We start from the raw sequence: 23812 nt of genomic DNA, 5'->3' as shown, positions 1-23812 counted from the left end.
AAAGGCCTGTCGCGGACAGGCCTAATATTTTTTCTGGGCTTATTACAATCATTGAGCTGTGGTAAATTATACTTATGCAAACCAACAGAGGAGAAATAAGATGAATAAACTACGCTTTATACTGGCAATTGCAATCGGCAAAATCCTGATACTGTTCAGCCGCTGGATAGGAAATCAGGGCAGCAACTTTCCCGGTAAAATGGCCCGCCGCGTTTATCCCGGCATATTGAGGGAACTGGCCGCCAGGATTACCGGCAGAATAATAATAGTAACCGGGACCAACGGAAAAACCACTACCAGCAATATGCTGGCCCAGATTATAAACCAGACTGGCGCCAGCCTGGTGCATAATCAGGCCGGAGCCAATATGATCCCCGGCATAACCACTGCATTTATTGCAGCCACCGGCATTACGGGTCAAAAACAGTTTGATTATGCCCTGCTGGAAACTGATGAGGCCAACGTTCCTTTATTATTAAAAGAAGTCAAGGCAGGACTTATCCTCATTACCAATTTCTTTCGCGACCAGCTTGACCGCTATGGTGAACTGGACTACACCGTTCAGGTTATCAGAGAGGCAGTAAAGGGCAGAGGAATAGATCTGATACTTAACGCTGATGACCCCCTGAGCGCACATTTTCAAGGCCTTACCGCAGTGCACTGCTGGTACTACGGCTTTGCTCCGGGCAGTTATGACAGTTATGAGAGCCGGGAGAGCCGGGAAGGAAGGTATTGTGTTATCTGTGGACAGGAATTGCAATATCAGCGTTACCATTATGCCCAATTGGGAAAATACTCCTGTCCGGGCTGCGGCAATCACAACCCCAGTCCGGATTTTACCGGCCATGGCCTGGTAATGCACCCCGCTATTGAGCTTATGGTAGATGATATGTTGCTGAGCAGTCCCTATCAGGGGTTTTATAATGCTTACAACATAGTTGCGGCCGTGTCTGCGGCCCGGCTCCTGGGTATTGAACCCCGGTATATTCAGAAAGCTATAGCCGATTTTAAACCCCGGGCCGGGCGCATGGAAAGCTTCACCGTCAATGGCCGGCCCAATATTTTAATTCTGGTCAAAAACCCGACCGGGCTGAACCAAAGCCTGGCTGCCGTAATGGAGAATCCCGCAGTTAAGCACCTGTTCTTTGCTCTTAACGACCAAGTCGCCGACGGAAGAGATATCTCCTGGATATGGGATGCCGACATCGAAGCCATAGAAACCGACCGTAAAATAAAGCAGATTGTTTGTTCAGGCATACGCAGCGGTGATATTGCCTTACGGATGAAATATGCGGGCTACCCTGCTGATCAGCTTATAATCAAGTCGAACCTAAAAGAGGGCATCGAGTACGTCACCAGCCTTGAAGGCGACGTCAGCTACATTCTGAGTACCTATACCGCCTTGTTTGAATGCCGCAAGATACTGCTGAGCCTGCAGAAACGCTCCGGAGCACCGGCGGGAAAAGTTCCCGTACGGGGATAGAACCAACCACAGGGAGGATAAAAATCATGGCCGATTATAAAATAGCTCATATGTATCCCGATTTGATGAACCTTTATGGTGACCAGGGCAACCTAACATGCCTGAAAAGGCGTTTGCAATGGTATGGTCACCGCTGTGTAATAAGTGATATTCCACTCAATGGACAACTGGACTACCAGGATATAGATATGCTCTTTATGGGAGGGGGCTCGGACCGGGAACAGGGATTGGTGTACCGGGATTTGTTCCGCCAAGCGGAGCGCCTGCAACAGGAAATTGAAAACGGACTGCCGGTATTATTCATCTGCGGCGCCTACCAGTTGCTGGGCAAGTCCTATATCGGAGCGGACGGAGAAACAATGGACGGCCTGGGGTTTTTCGATTTTTACACCCGGGGGGCGAAAGACCGGCTGATTGGCAATATAGTGATCAACAGCGCCATAACCGGCGAAGAAATCAGTATAGTAGGTTTTGAAAACCATGGGGGGCGTACTTATTTTCAGGATACCGAGCTCCGGCCGCTGGGCCGGGTGGTAAAAGGCTTTGGCAACAATGGGGAAGACGGATGCGAAGGCATCAGTTATAAGAATCTTATAGGCACCTACCTGCATGGGCCTTTACTGCCTAAAAACCCGTCTGTGGCGGACTTTTTCATTCAGGCGATGGCCAAGCGTAAAGGAATGGTTATTGACACTATCCTGGATGACGCCATAGAAAACTATGCCCACCGCCAAGTAAAAAAACAAATCCTCGGAGGATAGCGGCCTCCGCCTTTCCTATCTCAGCATGAATCGGCTATGGCAGGTATATATAGTATCCGTATGGGTAAATTATTAGGTATTAAGGGTTTAAAAGGAGTGTTTGCCATAAAAGCGGATACTTTAGCTGGTGCGGCAGCTTTTCCCGCCGAGAAGGTGACTGAGCGTCTGCAGGAAGTCCTATATTGCGGCAGCCCTGAGGTTGACCGGATTTTAAGCTACCTGCTGGATAACAGCGGTAAAATGCTGCGGCCCCGGATGGTTTATCTCAGCGGGTCATTATATCCCAACGATGGCGAAAGTCTTACGGACATTGCGGCAGCCGTTGAACTTATTCATATGGCTTCACTGGTTCACGACGATATTATTGATAATTCCCAGCTGCGCCGGGGCAAGCCCAGTGCCAACCAGCGCTGGGGCAACCAGGTCAGCGTATTGACCGGCGACTTCCTTTTTGCATCCGCCTTCAACCTAATCAGCCGGTGCCGCCAGCCCCTGATAATGGATAATCTGACCGATACCATAAAAATCATGTGTTCCGGTGAAATCAAGCAAATGGGGATGCTTTTCGACCTTAATCTCAGTGAAAACGATTACTATGATAAAACCTACCGCAAAACCGCCTGCCTTTTTGCTTCCAGTTGCAAGGTAGGGGCTATGCTCAGCCAGGCTTCGGAGAAGGAGATCATGACGCTGGAGCAATTCGGGCTGAACTTGGGCTATGCTTATCAGATAATCGACGACGTACTGGATTTCGTATCTGACAGCAGCCTTCTAGGCAAACCGGTGGCCAGTGATTTAAGGCAGGGGAATATTACCCTGCCGGTTATCCTGGCTCTAAAAGACGGCAGATATGGCGAAAAGTTAAGGGCGCTGCTGCAAAACAGCGTCAGCAGTCCCCGCAATCTCAAAGAGATGCAGGCAATATTCGAAGCGACCGGCGTCCTGCAGGAGTCGGTTCATCTATCCCGCCGCTATCTGGAATTGGGCTTGAATCTGCTGGAAGAATTTCCGCTCAATCCAGTAACAGAAGAAATAAAGCGTCTCAGCCGTTATCTGCTGGATGGATATTATCAAAAGCTTAATATGTCTGCGGCCCAACCCGTGCTGCTGGCATCGGCAGAAGACAGCCTATTTTCCAGCCTGCAATAATAAGCACTCTTAATGCCGTAAAGGGGGGGAGCCGCCTCCCGGCTTCCAAGAGGAGGTTAATGAATGGAAATACCGTACAGGCTTGGAACGGAGGATAATATCACAAATACTCCTCCGTCTTATTGCGGCAGACCTTCGGGTATTCTTTTCAACTACATCGTCCATACCCTGCCCCGGGTAAAAAAACTGCTGCATCGCTGGGAAACTGAAGCTTGCCGTTGCGAAGACCCCGAACTCAGGAAACAGGCCCTGGCCAGCCTGCAGCACAAGGCCTTCCATTGCCAGGGGGGAGCCGTATATTCGGTAAGCTGCGGGCAGCTAAAGGATACTACCCTGCGGCTCATAATTGCCTACCAGACCATTTGCGACTACCTGGATAACCTCTGTGACCGGGCTGGAAGTACCGACGAAAAGGCCTTTGAGCGCCTGCACCGTTCTCTATTTGATGCCCTTGCTCCAGGAAGCGAAAGCGGTGATTACTATGCCTTTTACCCCTACCGGGGCGATGGCGGATACCTTTTGAAATTGGTAAATGAATGCCGCTTTTGCATAGAACAGCTTCCCGCATATTCCGCGGTGTATCCTGAATTGATAACGCTGGCTCAATGGTATGCTGACTTACAGGTAAAAAAGCACCTGGCTCTTGACTGCCGCGAACAGGTGCTGCGGGAATGGGCCGAACAGAATCTGACTGCTTACCCGGGAGTGCTATGGCAGGAATTTGCCGCTGCCAGCGGTTCGACCCTGGCGGTTTTTGCACTCTTTGCCCTGGCAGCCAATGGGATTGCTGACCGGAAATCGAGGGATCAGATTTTGCAGGCTTATTTTCCATGGATTTGCGGGCTGCATATTCTACTCGACTACTACATTGACCAGGAGGAGGACCGCCGGGGAGGCGACCTCAACTTCACCTTCTACTACGCCAGCCGGGATGAGATGCTGAACCGTTTCCGGATATTTATAAACCAGTCCTGTGCGGCCGCCGCGCTCCTGCCATCAGCCGTCTTTGACGGTACGGTAGTCCAGGGTCTGCTGGCCATGTATCTGTCCGATAAAAAGGTTGAGGAACAGGGCCTGCAGCAGCAGGTCAACCTGCTGGTAAACGAAGCCGGGGCAGGTACCCGAAAGGTCCTCAACCTCTGTCGGCTGGTAAGAAGGACATTCCTGATCAGTTAGAGGGCAGGAGCGGCTGTGATATTTAAAAAACCGCCTTATTTTCCCTTCAGCTTTGTGTATACACCGTCAAGTCTGTTAAATTCCCTTTACAACCCCTATAATGATATATATCTAGCCCGGTCGCAGACTATAAAATTGAAATAATAGTAAAATATAGGCCGTGAAGCTACTGGGATCTATACTTAACCTCACTTTGCAATGGCTGCGGCAAAATAAGGGAGGGGTGTTTTATGGGATGCTGCTCTCAGGGATACCTGGAGAAAAATACTGAAGACGAACAGGCAGATTTAACGCTGCTGGACCGGGTCCTTAAAGAATATAAAAATCAGGCCGGCAGTTTGGTAACGGTTCTGCAGAAGACCCAGGAAATCTATGGCTACCTGCCTTTGTCGGCATTACGCCAAATTGCTTGTTACCTGCAGGTTAAACCAGCCCGGGTATATGGAGTAGCCACTTTCTATACCCAGTTTCGCCTTAACCCGGTGGGCAAACACCTTATATTGCTTTGCCAAGGGACCGCCTGCCATGTTAACGGCTCGGAACGGATAGAGACCGCGCTTTCCCGGGAACTTAAGATAAAACCCGGTGAGACCACTGCCGACGGACTGTTTACCTTGAGCAATGTGGCCTGTCTGGGCTGCTGCAGTCTGGCCCCGGTAATGATGATAGACGGGCAGGCCTATGGCCCCCTGACCACTGACCGGGCCGTAAGCGTTATAAAAGATATCAGGGCCCGGGAGCAGGAATCCGGAGAGGAGGGCGCAAAGGCATGAAGCTGCGTATAGGTCTGGGAAGCTGTGGTATAGCGGCAGGAGCTCTAAATGTAACCGATAGCCTGGAAGCCGAACTTGCTGCCCGGAGTATTAATATAGACATTCAGGCAACTGGTTGTATAGGCATGTGCCACAATGAGCCCTTGCTGGAAATCATTGAGGATGACGGTCAGATATTTACCTATGGTCACGTCAACCAGGAGAGCGTCAAGGAAATAGTGGCTGAGCATATCGCAGGCGGTACGCCGGTGGCAAAGTTGCTGGTACACAGCAGTGCTGAGCCCAACGGGTTTTTAAACGGGCAGTTAAGGGTAGCCTTGAGAAACTGTGGAATCATCAACCCTGAAAACATTGACGACTATGTAGAGCGCGGAGGATATCGGGCGCTGGATAAGGCAAAAGGCATGAGCCCGGAAGAGGTGATAGAGGAGGTAAAACAATCCGGGCTCAGAGGCCGGGGAGGAGCAGGTTTTCCCACCTGGTTCAAATGGGACGCGGCCAGGAACAATCCGGGAGAGGTCAAATACGTTATTTGCAATGCAGATGAAGGCGACCCCGGCGCCTTTATGGACCGCAGTCTGCTGGAAAGCGACCCCCACTCGGTGCTGGAAGGAATGGCTATCGCCGCTTACGCCATTGGCGCAACGGAAGGGATCGTCTATTGCCGGGCGGAATATCCGCTGGCTATCCACCGTCTGGATATAGCCATAAACCAGGCCCGGGAAAAAGGGTTGCTGGGCGAGTTCAATGTAAGTATTAAACAGGGCGCCGGGGCTTTTGTCTGCGGCGAAGAGACCGCCCTTATTGCCTCCCTGGAAGGGGAAAGGGGAATGCCCCGCCTGAAACCCCCCTTTCCGGCCGAATCCGGCTATTGGGGGCAGCCCAGCAATATAAACAATGTCGAGACCCTGGCCAATATTCCCTGGATTATGGCCCGCGGGGGCAAAGCCTTTGCCGCCTATGGAAGTGATAAAAGCAAAGGCACCAAGGTATTTGCCCTGGCCGGCAAAATAAAAAAAGGCGGTTTGGTTGAAGTACCTATGGGGCTTAGTTTAAGAGATGTGATTTATAAGATCGGCGGCGGTATCAAAGAGAACCGTGCCTTTAAAGCGGTGCAGCTGGGGGGGCCCTCGGGGGGATGTATCCCTGCCGGTTTACTGGACACCCCGGTAGATTATGAATCAATAACCGCCACCGGAGCTATCATGGGTTCAGGCGGCATGGTGGTAATGGACGAGAGCACCTGCATGGTGGACGTTGCCCGTTTCTTTCTGGATTTCACCCGTAAAGAAACCTGCGGCAAGTGCGTACAGTGCCGTATTGGCACCAAACGCATGCTGGAGGTGCTGGAACGCATTTGTAATGGCCGAGGGCGCCCGGGCGACCTGGAGCTCCTGGAGGATATTGCGCTGCAGGTTAAAGAAGGTTCATTATGCGGTCTGGGGCAGAGCGCCCCTAATCCGGTTCTGACCACCATAAAATATTTCCGGGATGAATACGAGGCTCATATTTATGATAAAAAATGTCCGGCTAAGCAATGTAAAGCCCTTATCGTTTATCGCATCGATTCTGACAAATGCAAGAGCTGCAGCCTCTGCGCCCAAAAATGCCCGGTCAACTGTATCAGCGGGGAGAAAAAACAGCCTTATGTAATTGACCGGGAGAGGTGCATAAAGTGCGGCAACTGTATGGAGGTATGCCCGGCCAGGTTCAGTGCGGTGGTACTGGAAAGTGGAGGAGTGAAACCGGCATGATAAGGATAAATATAGACGGCCGGGAAGTAAAGGCCCAAAAAGGCCGGACAATACTGGAAGCGGCGAGATCGCATGGCATTCATATACCTACCCTTTGTTATGATGAAAGGGTAAAAACCTATGGCGCTTGCGGCCTCTGTCTGGTTGAGATTGAAGGCAGCCCCAGACTCCTGAGGGCCTGTGCCACTGAGATCAGCTCCGGCATGATAATTAAGACCGATACCACCAGGATACGGGATTCACGCCGAATGACCCTGGAATTTCTTCTGTCTGACCACACCGGAGACTGCCAGGGGCCATGTCTCAAAGCCTGCCCGGCACATACCGATGTCCAGGGATATGTAGGCTTGATCGCCAACCGGCAGTACGAGGAAGCACTCAAACTGATTAAGGAGAAAATACCGCTGCCGGCCAGCATTGGCCGCGTGTGTCCCCACCCCTGTGAAACCGCCTGCCGTCGGCAACTGGTGGAAGAACCTATTGCCATCGCCGCCCTGAAATATTTTGCCGCCGATATTGACCTCAAAAGAAAAAATCCCTTTATTCCTGAAATTAAACCGGCCACCGGCAAAAAAGTCGCCGTAGTGGGCGCAGGCCCGGCGGGGCTGACAGCGGCCTACTATCTGGCTATAGAGGGCCACCAAATAAAAGTATATGACGCCATGCCCCAGGGTGGCGGCATGCTGCGGTACGGCATACCTGAATACCGTCTGCCCAAAGCTGTACTGGACCGGGAAATTGACCTTATTGGGCGGATGGGGGTAGACTTTGTTTACAATACTCGTATAGGAACTGATATCAGCCTGGAAGAGCTGGTCAAACGTAATGATGCAGTATTTCTAGGCATTGGGGCCTGGTCAAGCTCCGAGATGCGGGCTAAAGGTGAAGACCTGCCCGGCATTCTCGGAGGCATTGACTTTCTGCGGGAAGTTGCCCTTCATGGAGAAGTTCAAATCGGGGAAACGGTAGCTGTTGTCGGCGGCGGCAACACCGCTATGGATGCTGCCCGAACCGCGTCAAGGCTGGGGGCCCGAAAGGTGATGGTTCTCTACCGGCGTACCCGGGCAGAAATGCCCGCCGAGGAGATTGAAATAAAAGAGGCCGAAGAAGAGGGCATCGAACTCCGGTTCCTGGTCGCGCCGCTGGAGATACTGGCCCGGGACGGAAAAGCTTCCGCCATACGCCTGCAGAAGATGGAACTGGGTGAACCCGACGCTTCCGGGCGGCGCAGCCCGGTACCGGTACCCGGGGCTGAGGAAATAATAGAAGCAGACGCCATAATCAGCGCCATCGGCCAAAAGGTTAATCCTGAGGGACTAACCGGGCTGACCCTTAGCCGATGGGGGAGCATAGAAGTTGAACAAGACACCCTGGCTACTGATATTCCTGGTGTATTTGCCGGAGGCGATGGGGTTACCGGCCCTCAGATAGCCATAGACGCCGTTGCCCAGGGAGGCCGGGCCGCCCGGTCAATCAACCGCTACCTGAGCGGCAGCCTGGAGGTGCTTAAGGATAAATACACGGTGGAGCAGAAGGGATTGACACCGGCCGACTTTGCCGCCTGTCCCCGAGCGGCACGCGCCCCGATGGCGCATCTTGACCCGGAGGAGCGCCGCCGCAACTTCCGGGAGGTCAACCTGGGATTCAAGGAGGCGGAAGCTGCGGCTGAAGCCGGACGCTGCCTGGAATGCGGCTGCCAGGATTATTTTGAATGCCGCCTGTTGAAATACGCTGGCGATTACGAGGCAGAACCCCGGCGGATTGAAGGTGAGAAGCGCCCGGGCAAGCTTAAGGATACACATCCGTTTATCGGGCGAAACGCTGAAAAGTGCATACTATGCGGCCTTTGTGTAAGGGTATGTGATGAATTTATGGGGGTAACTGCTCTAGGACTGGTGCACCGGGGATTTGAAACCGTGATCCGGCCCGAATTCGATCTCCCCCTGCAGGAAACCTCGTGCATAAGCTGCGGCCAGTGTGTAGCTGTTTGCCCCACCGGAGCCTTAATGGAATCTTTCCCGGTTCCCAAAAAACCACCTTTGCAAATGCAGGAGACGTACAGTACCTGTTCATTCTGCAGTATGGGCTGTGAAGCGCAATTCTATAGCCGGGGCGATATCATATACAAGGCGCGACCTCCGATAGACGGCCTGCTTTGCCGCCAGGGACGTTTTGCCTTTGCGGCTTTCGCCCGAAACCGGATTGATAAACCGATGATAAAAGCAGACGGAAGGTTGTCAGAAACCACCTGGTCTGAAGCCTTAACGAAGGCCGCTCACCATAGCGGCCGTATAAAATACGGATATTCAGCTTCAGCCCTGGCAGTGTACGTTTCTCCAGCCTTCACTATGGAGGAAGCCGCTGCAGCTGCTGACTTTGCCCGCCTGGCTTTGGGGACGGACAAATTGGGCAGCACTACTCCGTACGCCCCACGGGGATTGGCCCGCATGCTGAACGGAAGAATTCTTACCGGCAACCTGGACGAATTGGCAGATACCGGGGTGATATTGTTAGTCGGTTCATTAAATCACAGTCAGGTGGGCGCGGTTAAAATCAGAGCCGCAGTTAAAGGAGGAGCCCGGCTGATGGTGATAAGCCCGGAACCAACCATGGTGGATGACCTGGCCGCAGTTATCATCAGGGAGACTGCAGAATATGATTTGCTAATTGATATTCTGGCCGCGGTGGTTAAAAATAATTTGGCGGCGGAGGACTTCATTGCCGGTTTTGTGGAGGGATACGACTGGTTCAAAAAGGGCCTGGTTACCAGAGAACCTGGAACCCGGGCGCAAGAAGCGGCAGAAGCTTTTGCCCGGGCCAAGAAAGCCATGATAGTGGTTGACGGCAGTGAGGTAAACGAGGCGGGAGTCGAACTGCTTGCAGACCTGGCTCTTATTACCGGCCGGATAGGCTCTCCCCACAGCGGCATGATCGCGATTACCCCGGGCAGCAACCATCTGGGCCTATGGAACCTGGGTGTCACCGGTTCCGCTGCTGAACTCGAAACTGGCCTGAAAGAGGGGGCTGTAAAGGGGCTCTTTATTTTGAATGAAGACCCGGTGGGGGCAGGTATAGTGGATAAAGAAGAGCTGAAACGGCTGGAATTGCTGGTGGTCGCAACTCCGTATATGAATCCAACCGCGGAGGCGGCTGATATAATACTTCCTTCCTCTGTTCCGGTGGAAAATGAGGGTACCTATATAAGTGCGGATGGAAAAATTAAAAGCCTGAATCGGGCCGTCAGCTTCCGATCAGGGCTCAGCAATCAGGAGATTATAAGGAACCTGGCAGCCAGCATGAAAACGATCCCGGATATTTCCCGGCAAAAGGAGATTGTCCGGGCGGTAACGAAATCCCAGAAAACACTGGAGCTAAGCGGGCCCAAGGCACTGCTGTCAATTCCCGCCCCAAAAAGTATTTTCGCCAAGGCTCCCGTCCCTGACCCCGCGCTAAGAGAGTTTTACGCAAGTTTGAATAAATAGGTAATTCAAGGGTCGATAGCAAAATCTTCCGAGTAAAATCTCCACTCCTTGTGATAAAATTTTAAGAAAACAAAGGAGGTTCACTATGGCCGATGTAATCGACTATCAAATCTTCGGGGATGACATGCAGATCGTGGAGATCGAATTGGACCCCGGTGAAGGGGTCAGGGCTGAAGCTGGCGCCATGATGTACATGGAGCAGGGTATTCAGATGCAAACCGGAACCGGGGGCGGAATGTTCAGAGGATTTAAGCGTATGATAAGCGGCGAGAGCTTTTTTATCACTACGTTTTTAAATAACGCCAACCGCAAACAAAAAGTGGCTTTTGGCGCACCCTACCCGGGTAAAGTTATTCCCCTGGATTTGCAAAAAATGGGGGGCGGCTTTATATGTCAAAAGGACTCGTTCCTCTGTGCCGCCCGGGGTACGGAAATAGAAATAGCCTTTTCCAAACGTATCGGTGCGGGCCTGTTCGGAGGTGAAGGCTTCATCCTGCAGAGACTGGAAGGCGATGGCATGACCTTCATCCACGCCGGCGGCACCCTAATCGAGAAGAACCTTTCCCATGGAGAGGTCCTTCGGGTGGATACCGGCTGTCTGGCTGCTTTTGCCCCCAGCGTCGACTATGATATTCAGTTTATCGGCGGATTCAAAAACGCTCTCTTCGGTGGCGAAGGATTGTTTATGGCCACCCTGACCGGTCCTGGCCTGGTCTATCTGGAAAGCCTTCCCTTATCCCGTCTGGCGGACCGCATCATTGCCGCCAGTGGTATCAGCAATACCGGCGAATCCCGCGGCGTAGGCGGAATAGGAGGCCGCATACTGGGCGATTTGCTAAGCGGAGATTAGAAATCACAAGAAGAGCGTTACCTGTTTATCCCCCGGCTGTTTGGTTGCCGGGGTTTTTTATTTGAACCAAGTTGTAATCATGATGTCACTATTACACAAAAGACGAACAAAGAGGTTACAAAACCATTACATATATTTATGCCCGGTCAATTATAAGAAAAATTTACTCCCTCCATGCCCGGTCGACCTTTGTACCGGTTCTGACGTGCTGCAACCAAAAGTTGGCACGTTTATTGCTTCAAAAATGTAGCAGAAGTTCTTTGAAAAAATATCTCCGAGGCTGTTGACCTAAGGCAAAAGCTATGGATAACAGGACGTTAAGGTTTATTTGGAAACGAATAAGCCTCCCGTTGCGGAAAGGGGAATTAGTTATAACAATAATGGCGAACTGTACTCTTTAGTCAGTCGCCTTCCAACCGGAGCTGAACTATGCCCTGCGCTGGTTTAGCTTCTTTCATAATGCTGGACTACGCCTTTCCGCTGGTGCAGCATTTTTTATTTCCTCATTAATCAGTTCCTATAACCTCAGTAATAAGTCCTCAAGGAGGTGGTATCAGATTCAGGATAATTACCGGGGTAAATATCTGTATTAAAGCAAAAGAGGATTAGAGAATTTGGAGGTGCATTATTGATGAAAAAAGTATGGGATGACAGCTACAAACTATTCATCGATGGAAAATGGATTGACGGTTCGGAAGGTAAGACCTTTAAGGCTTATTGCCCTGCCAATGGCGAATTCTTGGCCACCTGCGTAGACGCCGGCAAGGAAGATGTGGATATGGCGGTAAACGCGGCCTGGAAAGCATTTGCCGGCTGGAAGGATGTCAGCCCGCAAGAAAAATCTACAATCCTGTTAAAAATTGCCGACCTGATAGATGAGAACAAAGAAAAACTGGCTATGGTAGAGACCATGGATAATGGCAAACCCATCCGGGAGACCTTGAACATAGACGTACCTCTGGCATCTGACCACTTCCGTTACTTTGCCGGCGCCATCAGAACCGAAGAGGGCGAAGCGGTTATGATTGACAAGGACCATATGAGCATCATTCTGCGCGAACCTATCGGTGTGGTGGGACAAATCATCCCCTGGAACTTCCCCTTCCTGATGGCTGCCTGGAAAATAGCTCCGGCTCTGGCGGCAGGCGACTGTGTAGTAATCAAGCCGTCCTCAACCACTTCCCTCAGCATCCTCGAATTTGCCAAACTGCTGGAACAAGTCCTGCCTCCGGGTGTGGTAAATGTAGTAACCGGTAGAGGCTCCACCACCGGCAATTATATGCTGGAGCATCAGGGCTTTACCAAGCTGGCTTTTACCGGCTCTACCGAAGTAGGTTATCAAATTGCCGATGCGGCTGCCAAAAAGCTTATTCCGGCTACCCTGGAACTGGGCGGCAAATCAGCTAACATCTATTTCCCCGACTGCCCGTGGGACAAGGGCATTGAAGGCGTAGCCATGGGCATCCTCTTTAACCAGGGCCAGGTTTGCTGTGCCGGCTCCCGGGTATTTGTCCATGAAGACATTTACGACCGCTTCCTTGCCGATATGATTTCACTGTTCAGTAAAGTCAAGGTCGGCCTTCCCTGGGAACAGGATAGCATGATGGGATGTCAGGTTAACGAAGACCAGTTGCAAAAGATACTTAACTATGTTGAAATCGGTAAAAAAGAAGGTGCCCGCCTGGCCTACGGCGGAAAGAAATTAAACGACAATGGCCTGGACAAAGGCTGCTTCATGATGCCTACCATCCTGGCCGACGTTACCAACGACATGAGAGTGGCCCAGGAAGAAATATTCGGGCCGGTAGTATGCGTAATCAAGTTCAAAGACGAAGACGAAGTCATCAAGATGGCCAATGACAGCGAATATGGATTAGGCGGTGCAGTTTGGACCAAAGACATCAACCGGGCCCTGCGGGTAGCCCGAGCAGTACAAACCGGCCGTATGTGGGTAAACAACTACAATAACCTGCCGGCCCATGCTCCCTTTGGCGGATACAAAAAATCCGGAATTGGCCGCGAAACCCATAAGATGATGCTGGAACACTACAGCCAGAAAAAGAACATCTTCATAAGCCTCAGTGAAGCTAAACTAGGCCTGTACTAAAAAACCGGTCATCCCGGCTGGCTTTTCTTAAGTCAGCCGGGATAAATCCCCTGAACGGGTTGAATCAGGCAACGCGGAAAATTAAGGGGCTGTATATAATGAAGGTTATAATTGCAAGTAAAGACGACATGCGAGCCCGTGCCATGGCGGTTGAGTTGAACCGGCGTCTGGCGATCTATGGGGTGAAATCGGAACTCATAGAGAAACCCCTTTCTGCAGCTATCAAGCATGCCGATTTGGCTATCGTGCTGGGCGGAGATGGAACCATACTGAGAGTCGCCCATTGGCTGGCCGGGAAGGAAATTCCCATTCTGGGGGTAAATTTCGGCCGGGTAGGCTTTTTGAGCAGTATAGAACCGGAACAGTTATGGCCGGCTCTTGAATTATTAATTAAAGGCCGATACCAGGTAGAAGCAAGAACTATGCTTGCGGTCAGCGTTCAAAAAGGCAAGGACGTCCGCTTAATGGAACCGGCGCTGAATGACATGGTAATCAAGGTGATCAGCCCCCAGGTGATGGAAATAGAATTACGGATTAACAACAGCCCTGCGAAACACCTGCGGGGGGATGGAATAATATGTGCTACTCCAACCGGATCTACTGCCTATTCACTATCAGCCGGGGGGCCGGTAGTAGATGCAAGCCTCCCTGCGCTGCTGATAACCCCGATATGTACCCAGTTAAAATTATTGCCTCCCGTGGTGGTAAATGCAGACGCGCAGATTAATTGCAAAATTATCAGCCCTCATCCCGCCTGCCTGGCCGTCGACGGGGAAGTGAAAACAACCCTGGATAGAGGAGACAGAGTCAGAATATGCCAGGCTTCTGAAGCAGCACATATTATTCACATTGACCTGCAGCCGATAAGCAAGGATACTGGTAGTAACCTTGAAAATGTAGATAGCCTGCCTTCGCTATCGATTATATAAACAGGTCTTATCCCGCAACTGAAGAGGAAAGGGGAGGGTTAGCATAAATATGCTATGCAATTGTCACGACAAAAACCGGCTCCAGGATACAATAACCGATGATTCGGTTGATTTGAGCAAATCAGCTGACGTGCTGGGTACATACCGTGACCAGGCCGGCAGTCTGGTTACCGTCCTGCAAAAAGCGCAGGACATCTACGGGTACCTGCCGCTTACCGTACTACGCCATATAGCCCGGGAAATGAACCTGAAACCGGCCCGGGTGTACGGTGTAGCTACCTTCTACACCCAGTTTCGTTTAACCCCGGTAGGAAAATATGTAATCCTCTTGTGCCAGGGCACCGCCTGCCATGTAAACGGGTCGGAGAGGATAGAAGCCGCCCTGTGCCGGGAACTTAAAATAAAGCCGGGGGAAACCACCCCGGACGGATTATTTACCCTTACCAATGTAGCTTGTTTAGGGTGCTGCAGCCTTGCTCCGGTAATGATGATAAACGGGCAGGCCTACGGCCCGTTAACCCCGGATAAAGCTTTAAGCATAATAAAAGACCTGTATGCCGGTGAGAAACAGGTTGACCAGGGAGGCGAGCAATGATGAAAATACGCGTAGGTTTAGGCAGTTGCGGTATAGCCGCAGGAGCCCTGAAAACATTGGAGAGCCTTAAAGCGGAGCTTGCCCGCCATAACTTATCGGCAGATATACAGCAGACCGGCTGTATAGGTATGTGCCATAACGAACCGCTGGTTGACATAATCGATGACCAGGGACAAATATTTACCTATGGCAAAGTCGATGAGAAAAACATCAAAGAAATAATAACACAGCATGTTCAGGGAGGAACACCGGTAGAAAAATACCTGGTTAGCAGCCGGGAAAAACCCAATGACTTCCTGTCTGAACAGGTCAGAGTAGCCTTGAGAAACTGCGGCCTCATCGACCCGGAACAAATCGAGCACTACATGGAACGGGGAGGCTATAAAGCTCTGAATAAAGCCATAACCGCAATGAGCCCCGAAGAAATAACAGCAGAAATAAAAACATCAGGTTTAAGAGGCCGGGGAGGGGCAGGATTTCCCACCTGGTTCAAATGGAACGCTGCCCGCAACAACCCCGGGAAAATCAAATATATAGTCTGCAATGCCGACGAAGGCGACCCCGGAGCCTTTATGGACCGCAGCGTACTGGAGAGCGACCCGCATTCAGTTCTGGAAGGGATGACCATAGCCGGGTACGCCATCGGCGCAGCCGAAGGCATAATCTACTGCCGGGCTGAATACCCCCTGGCTATCCGGAGATTGGAAACCGCGATTGAACAGGCCCAAAATAAAGGATTGCTGGGTACCAAAATACTGGGCAGCGAATTCTCCTTCGACATCAGGATAAAACAGGGTGCCGGAGCATTTGTTTGCGGTGAAGAAACCGCTCTTATCGCCTCACTGGAGGGTGAGCGGGGAATGCCCCGGTTAAAACCCCCGTTCCCGGCCCAGTCCGGCTACTGGGGAAAACCTACCAATATCAACAACGTTGAGACCTTCGCCAATGTACCCTGGATAATAGCCGAAGGGGGTAAAGCCTTTGCCGCCATGGGAAGTGAAGCAAGCAAAGGGACCAAAGTATTTGCCCTGGCGGGAAAAATCAAAAGAGGCGGCCTGGTCGAAGTACCCATGGGACTAAGCCTGAGAGACGTAATATATAAAATCGGCGGCGGCATCAAAGAAGACCGCAGCTTTAAAGCCGTACAACTCGGGGGACCCTCCGGGGGCTGCATACCGGCGGCTTTACTTGATACCCCGGTAGAATATGAATCCATCACCCGCACCGGAGCCATAATGGGTTCGGGCGGCATGGTGGTAATGGATGAAACCACCTGTATGGTGGATGTGGCCCGGTTCTTTTTGGACTTCACCCAGAAGGAATCCTGCGGCAAATGCGTACAGTGCAGAATCGGTACCAAGCGCATGCTGGAAATACTGGAACGCATCTGTAACGGTGAGGGACAGCCGGGAGATATTGAGCTCTTACAGGAAATCGCCTTGAAAGTAGGGGAAGGCTCTCTCTGCGGCCTGGGCCAAAGCGCCCCCAACCCGGTGCTTACCACCATACGCTACTTCCGGGAGGAATATGAAGCCCATATTAATGATAAGAAATGCCCGGCCAAACAATGCAAAGCCCTCATAACTTACCGTATCGACCCCGAAAAATGCAAAAGCTGCAGCCTGTGCGCCAAAAAATGCCCGGTCAGCTGCATCAAGGGCGAAAAGAAAAAACCCTATGTCATTGACCAGGAGCAGTGCATAAAATGCGGCAACTGCATGGAAGTATGCCCAACTAAATTCAATGCGGTAACAGTTGAATAGGTGGGGAGGAGGGAGAAAAAAATGATAAACATAAACATTGACGGAAAAGAGATAAAGGGTTTTAAAGGGCAAACCATACTGGATGTAGCCCGGGCAAACAACATTGATATACCTACCCTGTGCTATGACGAACGGGTAAAAATATATGGCGGCTGCGGTTTGTGCGTAGTAGAAGCCGAAGGCAACCCTAAACTCCTACGGGCCTGCGCTGCCGAAATCGTTCCGGGCATGGTCATTAGCACCAATAACGAACGCATCCGGTCATCCCGCAAGATGACCTTGGAACTGCTGCTATCAGACCATATCGGAGACTGCCGCGGCCCCTGCATCAACGCCTGCCCGGCCCATACCGACTGCCAGGGCTATGTGGGCTTAATAGCCAATAAACAGTATCGGGAAGCAGTTAAACTAATTAAAGAGAAACTACCCCTTCCCGCCAGCCTGGGAAGAGTATGCCCTCACCCCTGTGAAACGGCCTGCCGCCGGCAGCTGGTAGAAGACCCGGTAGCTATTGCGGCCTTAAAATACTGGGTTGCCGACATAGACCTGAAGAGCGCTGATCCTTATATGCCGGAGATAAAACCGGCCACCGGCAAAAAAACAGCCATAGTAGGAGCCGGTCCGGCCGGGCTGACCGCCGCCTATTTTCTGGCTCAGGCCGGGCATAAAGTAAAAATATATGACGCTATGCCAGCAGGGGGAGGAATGCTGCGCTACGGCATCCCCGAATACCGTTTGCCCAAAGCCATACTGGACAAAGAAATAGAACTAATTGAACAGATGGGAGTAAAATTCAAATACAATACCCGCATCGGTACCGACATCAGCCTGGATTATTTAATGCAAAAAAACGATGCCGTCTTCGTAGGCATAGGTGCCTGGTTAAGCTCCGACATGCGGGCTAAAGGCGAAGACCTGCCCGGAGTACTGGGAGGCATAGATTTCTTAAGAGAAGTAGCCCGGCATGGCACGGTGGAAATAGGGGACACCGTAGCCGTAGTCGGCGGCGGCAACACCGCCATGGACGCTGCCCGCACCGCCGTAAGGCTGGGAGCTAAAAAGGTAATGGTCCTTTATCGCAGGACCCGAGCCGAAATGCCGGCGGAAGATATAGAGATAATCGAAGCCGAAGAAGAAGGCGTAGAATTCAGGTTCCTGGTAGCACCGATAGAGATACTGGATAGAGGCGGCAAAGCCGGAGCCATCCGCCTGCAGAAAATGCAGTTAGGCGAACCTGACTCCTCCGGCCGAAGAAGCCCGGTCCCCATCCCCGGAGCTGAAGAAACTATTGAAGCAGATACCATCATAAGCGCCATTGGCCAGAAAGTAGACCCCCGGGGCATGGAAAAACTGGGACTGAGCAAATGGGGTACCATTGACGTGGATGAAGACACCCTGGCTACCGACATCCCCAAAGTATTTGCCGGGGGAGACGGGGTAACCGGCCCGAAAATAGCCATTGATGCCGTGGCTCAGGGCGGAAAAGCCGCCCAGTCCATCATCCGCTACCTCAACGGAGAACCGATCAAGGTAAAAGAAAAATACCTGGCCGAGCAAAGCAACCTTACGGAAGAAGACTTTGCCTGTTATGAAAAAATTACCCGTATGCAGGTACCTCGCCTGGACCCTGAAGTAAGGCGCAGCAACTTCAGAGAAGTAAACCTTAAAATAGCCGAGGAAGACGTGGCGGCCGAAGCTAACCGCTGCCTGGAATGCGGCTGCAAAGACTACTTTGAATGCCGCTTGCTGAAATATGCCGGCAACTACGACGTAAGACCACAACGTATAAAAGGCGAACAACGCCGGAATAAACTGCAGGAAAAACATCCTTATATAGAAAGAAACTCCGAAAAATGCATACTCTGCGGACTATGTGCACGAATCTGTGATGAAGTCATGGGAGTAACCGCCCTGGGACTGGTTCATCGGGGCTTTGAGAGCATGGTTGCTCCGGAGTTCACCCTGCCCCTTGACCAGACCCCCTGCATCAGTTGCGGGCAGTGTGTAAGCGTATGTCCCACCGGAGCCCTGATGGAACACTACCCCATAACCAAGAATTTACCCATGGAATTAAAAGAAACCGAAAGCGTCTGCTCCTTCTGCAGTACCGGTTGTGAACCGGTAATTAACAGCAAAGGCAGTCTCATAGTGAGAAACGTACCTAAAAACGACGGTTTGCTCTGCCGCCAGGGCCGTTTCGGCTTTGAAGCCTTCAGTAAAGACCGCATCGACAAACCGATGGTGCGCCGCAACGGCACATTGGTAGAAGTAAGCTTCGAGGACGCTATAAAGATGGCGGCCAAAACGGCCCAGAGCATAAAAACCAGGCATTCCGGTTCATCACTGGCGGTATCGGTATCTCCGACTTATACCTTGGAAGAAGCCGCTGCCGCGGCAGGCTTCGCTAAACTGGCCCTGGACAGCAGAAACCTGGGCAGCTTTGCCCCTTATTCCACCCGCGGTCTGGCAAAGGTAATGGGAGGCCAAATCCCAGCCGCCGGTTTTGAGGAGATGGCTTCCACATCACTAATCCTGGCTGTCGGTTCATTTAATAACAGTCCCATAGCAGCGGTAAAAATCCGTCAGGCCGTACAGGCCGGAGCCCGGCTGATAGCCATAAGCTCCCGGGATACCCTGTATGGCAACCTGGCTGAACTTACAGTTAACCCGGGAAGCGGTACGGCTGTCTTAAAAGAAATACTGGCAGCAGCCGTCAACCATGGCCTGATCGCCGAAAACTCCAACCAGGAGCTGATTGCGGGCTATGACGACTTAAAGCAGGATTTAGCATCAAGTCAACCGGGAGAAGAAGCCGGAAGAATTGCTGAGCTGTTCATTTCGGCCCCAAAAGCCATGATTATGCTAGATGGCAGCGAGGTAACCGAGGCCGGTGCCCAATTATTGGCTGACCTGGCCCTGATTGCGGGTAAGATTGGGTCGCCTCGTAATGGTGTTATTATGGTAACACCGGGGGCAAACCACCTGGGATTATGGGAGGCAGGAATAACTGCCTCTGGTTATAAGCAGAAAGAAGCCTGGCAGCAGGGCGAGTTCAAAGGCCTGTTTATCTTTGGCGAAGATCCGGCAGGCACGGGTGCCATTACTTATGACGAACTGAAGCAACTGGAACTATTGGTTGTGACCAGTCCTTATATGACTAAAACGGCTCAACTGGCCGATGTAGTATTCCCCGGGTCCACCCCGGCGGAAGTGAATGGAGCCTATATCAGTGCCGACCATAAAATCAAAAAACTAGCGAAAGTCATCGACCCGTTATCAGGCTTAAACAATGAAGATATAATATTAAGCCTGGCCCAGGCTATGCAGGTAGATCTCAATACCCATATGCAAGAAACAGTTCACACTGCCATACAGAACCGCAAACAGGGACTTGACCTGGGGCGGGTAAGGCTTTCCCTGCCAGCCGGCAGCGAGTTCTTTAAACCCGTTTTAGAATAGAACCCGGTAAATTATATCCTGCCTCCGGCTTTTCATCATCGCCGGCGGCGGGTATAATCAGAAATGAACTATGGATTATATGGAGGTGGTACGGTGTCCCCCAATGCAGCAGAATCGGATTTATATCAGTCATGGAAAAAGTTTATTGAAAGCGGGGAGACCGGCGGTATCAACCCCGACATAGCCAAAGCCTGGAAAAGATGCGCTGCCTTCAGGGTAAATCCTTACGCCGGGCGTAGTGAATTTGTCCTGGAAAAGAGCAAATTGCGGGAAGTGCTGGAAAGCCACCATGAACTAATAGATTTGGCGCGTCCATTCATGAACAACCTGTATAAATTTGTGGCTGGCTCCGGTTTCATAGTTTTACTTTGCGATGAGCACGGATATATTATGGACACGGTAGGAGACCGGGATGTAAACGGTAATACCGACGAGCTCAATTTTAATATCGGTGCGCTCTGGACCGAGGAAGAGATAGGCAATAACGGAGTGGGCACTTCCCTGGTGCTGAGAAAACCCTTTCAGGTCTCCGGTGCTGAACACTACTGCCGAAAACACCATAAATGGACTTGCTCCGGCAGCCCCATCTTCAATGAGAATAATGAAATGATTGGTATCCTGGAAATGTCCGGACCGGTAGAAAAGACCCATCTGCATACCCTGGGCATGGTGGTGGCAGCAGCCGAAGCTATCGAGCACCAGATACAAGTGCATCGCCAAAACCGGGAACTGACCCTGCTCAACAATCGCATGAACAACATTATAAACAACGTGAGCGACGGGGTTGTAATCATTGATATCTTTGGCGAAATAACCCAAACCAATCCCGCCCTGGAACGCATATTGGACCGGAGCTTGGATTTATGCGGCAAAACCATAGAAAACCTATTTGAAAACACCTTGATAATACGTGACATGCTGGTGAGTGGAAAAGGATTTAAAGACGTGGAATTAACCATCCGTAACGGCATTACCTTGCCCTGTTTAGTTACCGGAGAAGTATTACGGGATGAGCAGGGGCATATAACCGGCGCTTCCATATTTATAGATACGATAAAGAATGTCCATAATTTAGTCAACCGTTTCAGCGGGGCGCAAGCAACCTTCCAATTCGAAGATATAATCGGAGACAGCAAGGAATTGATGGAAGCCATACGCCTTGGAACCCGGGCTGCCGTCTCCAACAGCAACGTATTACTGCAGGGTGACAGCGGGACCGGCAAAGAACTATTTGCCCAGGCCATTCACAACCGCAGTTCCCGGGCTAATTATCCCTTTGTCGCCATCAACTGCGGCGCTATACCCAGAGAACTTCTGGATAGCGAACTGTTTGGCTATGTTGAAGGCGCCTTCACCGGGGCCAAAAAAGGAGGACGCCCGGGAAAATTTGAAATGGCCTCCGGGGGAACATTGTTTCTTGATGAAATTGCCGACCTCCCCCTGGCCAAACAGGTGGCTCTGCTAAGAGTGCTGCAGGAGCGTAAAATAATGCGCATTGGAGGAGAGCGGGTAATACAGGTGGATGTACGTATTATCTGCGCCACCAATAAAAACCTGTTTGAAGAAGTCAAAAAAGGCCACTTCCGGCAGGATCTTTATTACCGCCTGAACGTTATATCTATAATCTTACCGCCCTTGAAAAACCGGCGGGGGGACATCCTCCTCCTACTCAACCATTTCCTGCACTCCTACAGCAAACGTATGGGCGTCCCGGCACCCGATGTTGACCAGCAGGTAATTCGTTGTCTGCAAAACTACAACTGGCCGGGTAATGTTCGTGAATTACAAAACGTGGTCGAGCGGATGCTGAATATTTCCGGCGGCGAAAAACTGACCCTGGAATATCTGCCTATGGAAGTAAGGCCACAGCCGGGTTATGCCAACCCGGTACCCAAGCATACTCCGGGACCGACCCTGGAAAAAGAACGAAAACGCATAAAAGAATTACAAGCGCAGCAGGAAACCGAAGAAATCGTGGCGCTGCTGGCTGAGTGCGGTGGAAACGTCAGCGAAGTAGCTCGTAAAATCGGTATATCACGCAATACCCTGTATCGGAAAATGCGTCAGTATAACATCATGCGCTAAAATCTTTTCCCCTAGAGCTCGGGGTCAGCCATATTATCGGAAAGTGCTCTCCCCAGCCATTTCTTCCGGCGGTAGACCACAACAAAGGACAACCCCCGCAGCAGCCAATCGCTCACAAAAAGCATCCACACGTAAGTTATGGGCACGTGCCAGATACGAATAAAAAGGTACATTACCGGCAAGCGATAGAGCCAGGTGAACACCGTACTTATTACCATAGGGGTGCGGGTATTGCCTGCTCCCTTCAAAATACCTCCAATTACTGAAGCCAGCGCTATTCCCGCCTGCTCGACAGCCGCGATGCGAATAAGTGAACCTGCTATAGCAATGATATCCTGGTCATTGGTGAAAAGCATAGCTATCTGGTAAGGCAGCAGGGCAAAGGCCAGGGCGAAAACCCCCATGAAGATAAGTGCAAACTCCACACTGCCCCGGGCCGCCTTCTGCAAAGCCACTTTATCCCGGGCTCCCACCGCCTGCCCTACCAGTGCCGTAGCTGCCACGGCAATACCAAATCCCGGCATAAATGAAATCGACTCCACCGTTATAGCCAACTCGTGCGAGGCGAAAGCCAGGGTACCGACATAGACAATCAAAAACATTGACACCAGATTAGCAGTAGTATAAAAAAACTGCTCGGCCAGGCTGGGTATGCCGAGGTGAAGGATACCGCGGTAGGTGGCAAAATTCACCTTAAAGACCGAAGCCAGATTGACCCGTAAACCGCTATTTCCCCGAAAAAGAAAAAACATTGCCAGGATAAACCCTACCCCGTGAGCCAGGGATGTAGCTACAGCGGCACCGGCTATCTCCATGCGGGGGAACCCCCACAGGCCATAGACCAGTGCAAAGTCTCCCGCCACATTGACCACATTTACCACCAGGGCAATGATCATAGGAATATCAGTCCGCCCCAGCCCCCGGAAAATCGAATGAGCCATATACAGCCCCAGAGCCAGGGGGGATATGGTAAAGACGATCACAAGGTAATCAAGAGCCTGGCGATAGACATCGGCTTCCACAGAAAAAAGCCCCAACATGGCAGGAGCGTACCTTAAACCCATGAAGGCCACAACAATCCCCATAACAATCGACAATAAAAAAGTATGCCCCGCCACTTCACTGGCATCTTCCATTCTCCCGGCGCCCTTCGCCTGAGCCACCAGGATAGCCGACCCGATCGCCAGCGCCTCCAGGAACAATATGATGGAAAAGAAAATCTCCGCTCCCAGCCCCACCGCCGCCAGCGGCGCAGCCCCCAGCCGGCCCACCACGGCAATATCCACCAGCCCGATCACCATATACATGATCATCTCAATCATAGCCGGCCCGGCGGTTTTAAAGATCCGGATCCGCAGCATGCGGTCTTTCAGAATCAGCATAATAGTACTCCTATAAATCAACAATTATCCCTATATTTTAGCCTATTTTGGTGAGGAGGGGAAG

General features: G+C 51.4%; 15 protein-coding genes and 1 riboswitch. Of the genes, 14 read left to right on the top strand and 1 reads right to left on the bottom strand.

Translation table 11 applies throughout. The features are described from left to right. Positions 1–100 precede the first annotated feature (100 nt). The 14 genes from ACU70B_RS08700 (at position 101) to ACU70B_RS08635 (ending at position 22366) form a co-directional block, all read left to right on the top strand. Positions 101–1483: a MurT ligase domain-containing protein gene (locus ACU70B_RS08700; RefSeq protein WP_447183175.1), complete on the top strand. Its 1383-nt coding sequence runs from the start codon at positions 101–103 to the stop codon at positions 1481–1483. Between the two features lie 26 nt (positions 1484–1509). Beyond that, positions 1510–2244, top strand: a complete 735-nt coding sequence (locus ACU70B_RS08695; RefSeq protein WP_447183174.1) for a type 1 glutamine amidotransferase — start codon at positions 1510–1512, stop codon at positions 2242–2244. Between the two features lie 36 nt (positions 2245–2280). After that, positions 2281–3393: a polyprenyl synthetase family protein gene (locus ACU70B_RS08690; protein ID WP_447183173.1), complete on the top strand. Its 1113-nt coding sequence runs from the start codon at positions 2281–2283 to the stop codon at positions 3391–3393. 63 nt (positions 3394–3456) lie between these two features. Then, complete coding sequence (locus ACU70B_RS08685) at positions 3457–4569, top strand: tetraprenyl-beta-curcumene synthase family protein (protein ID WP_447183172.1); 1113 nt, start codon at positions 3457–3459, stop codon at positions 4567–4569. A gap of 230 nt (positions 4570–4799) precedes the next feature. Continuing rightward, positions 4800–5342, top strand: a complete 543-nt coding sequence (nuoE, locus tag ACU70B_RS08680; protein WP_447183171.1) for an NADH-quinone oxidoreductase subunit NuoE — start codon at positions 4800–4802, stop codon at positions 5340–5342. Continuing rightward, positions 5339–7096 carry an NADH-ubiquinone oxidoreductase-F iron-sulfur binding region domain-containing protein gene (locus ACU70B_RS08675; protein ID WP_447183170.1) on the top strand — a complete coding sequence of 586 codons (1758 nt, stop codon included), beginning with the start codon at positions 5339–5341 and terminating at the stop codon, positions 7094–7096. Before nuoE (ACU70B_RS08680) ends, ACU70B_RS08675 begins: the two co-directional genes overlap by 4 nt. Further along, positions 7093–10578 carry an FAD-dependent oxidoreductase gene (locus ACU70B_RS08670; protein ID WP_447183169.1) on the top strand — a complete coding sequence of 1162 codons (3486 nt, stop codon included), beginning with the start codon at positions 7093–7095 and terminating at the stop codon, positions 10576–10578. The genes ACU70B_RS08675 and ACU70B_RS08670 overlap by 4 nt, the downstream gene beginning before the upstream one ends. A gap of 85 nt (positions 10579–10663) precedes the next feature. Further along, positions 10664–11428 carry a TIGR00266 family protein gene (locus ACU70B_RS08665; protein ID WP_447183168.1) on the top strand — a complete coding sequence of 255 codons (765 nt, stop codon included), beginning with the start codon at positions 10664–10666 and terminating at the stop codon, positions 11426–11428. A 260-nt stretch (positions 11429–11688) separates the two neighbouring features. Further along, a riboswitch (molybdenum cofactor riboswitch) is annotated at positions 11689–11807 on the top strand. 252 nt (positions 11808–12059) lie between these two features. Further along, positions 12060–13535: an aldehyde dehydrogenase family protein gene (locus tag ACU70B_RS08660; protein ID WP_447183167.1), complete on the top strand. Its 1476-nt coding sequence runs from the start codon at positions 12060–12062 to the stop codon at positions 13533–13535. A 98-nt stretch (positions 13536–13633) separates the two neighbouring features. Continuing rightward, entirely contained in the window at positions 13634–14464 is an 831-nt protein-coding gene (locus ACU70B_RS08655) for an NAD(+)/NADH kinase (protein WP_447183166.1), read from the top strand. Positions 14465–14513: 49 nt separating this feature from the next. Continuing rightward, a complete protein-coding gene (gene nuoE, locus ACU70B_RS08650) occupies positions 14514–15059 on the top strand; it encodes an NADH-quinone oxidoreductase subunit NuoE (RefSeq protein ID WP_447183165.1) in 546 nt (181 codons plus the stop codon). Next, positions 15059–16822 (top strand): NADH-ubiquinone oxidoreductase-F iron-sulfur binding region domain-containing protein, encoded by a 1764-nt coding sequence (locus ACU70B_RS08645; protein ID WP_447185737.1) that lies wholly within the window; start codon positions 15059–15061, stop codon positions 16820–16822. The genes nuoE (ACU70B_RS08650) and ACU70B_RS08645 overlap by 1 nt, the downstream gene beginning before the upstream one ends. Positions 16823–16843: 21 nt before the next feature. Beyond that, complete coding sequence (locus ACU70B_RS08640; protein ID WP_447183164.1) at positions 16844–20281, top strand: FAD-dependent oxidoreductase; 3438 nt, start codon at positions 16844–16846, stop codon at positions 20279–20281. A gap of 63 nt (positions 20282–20344) precedes the next feature. After that, positions 20345–22366, top strand: coding sequence for a sigma-54-dependent Fis family transcriptional regulator (locus tag ACU70B_RS08635; RefSeq protein WP_447183163.1), 2022 nt, complete (start codon positions 20345–20347; stop codon positions 22364–22366). Between the two features lie 11 nt (positions 22367–22377). Here the strand turns inward: ACU70B_RS08635 and ACU70B_RS08630 are convergent, their stop codons facing one another. Next, positions 22378–23748, bottom strand: a complete 1371-nt coding sequence (locus ACU70B_RS08630; protein WP_447183162.1) for an MATE family efflux transporter — start codon at positions 23746–23748, stop codon at positions 22378–22380. Positions 23749–23812 lie beyond the last annotated feature (64 nt).

The sequence above is a fragment of the Syntrophomonas curvata genome, assembly GCF_052976825.1.
Note: the sequence above shows the minus strand (reverse complement) of the source record. Positions and strands in the feature narration are given on the sequence as shown.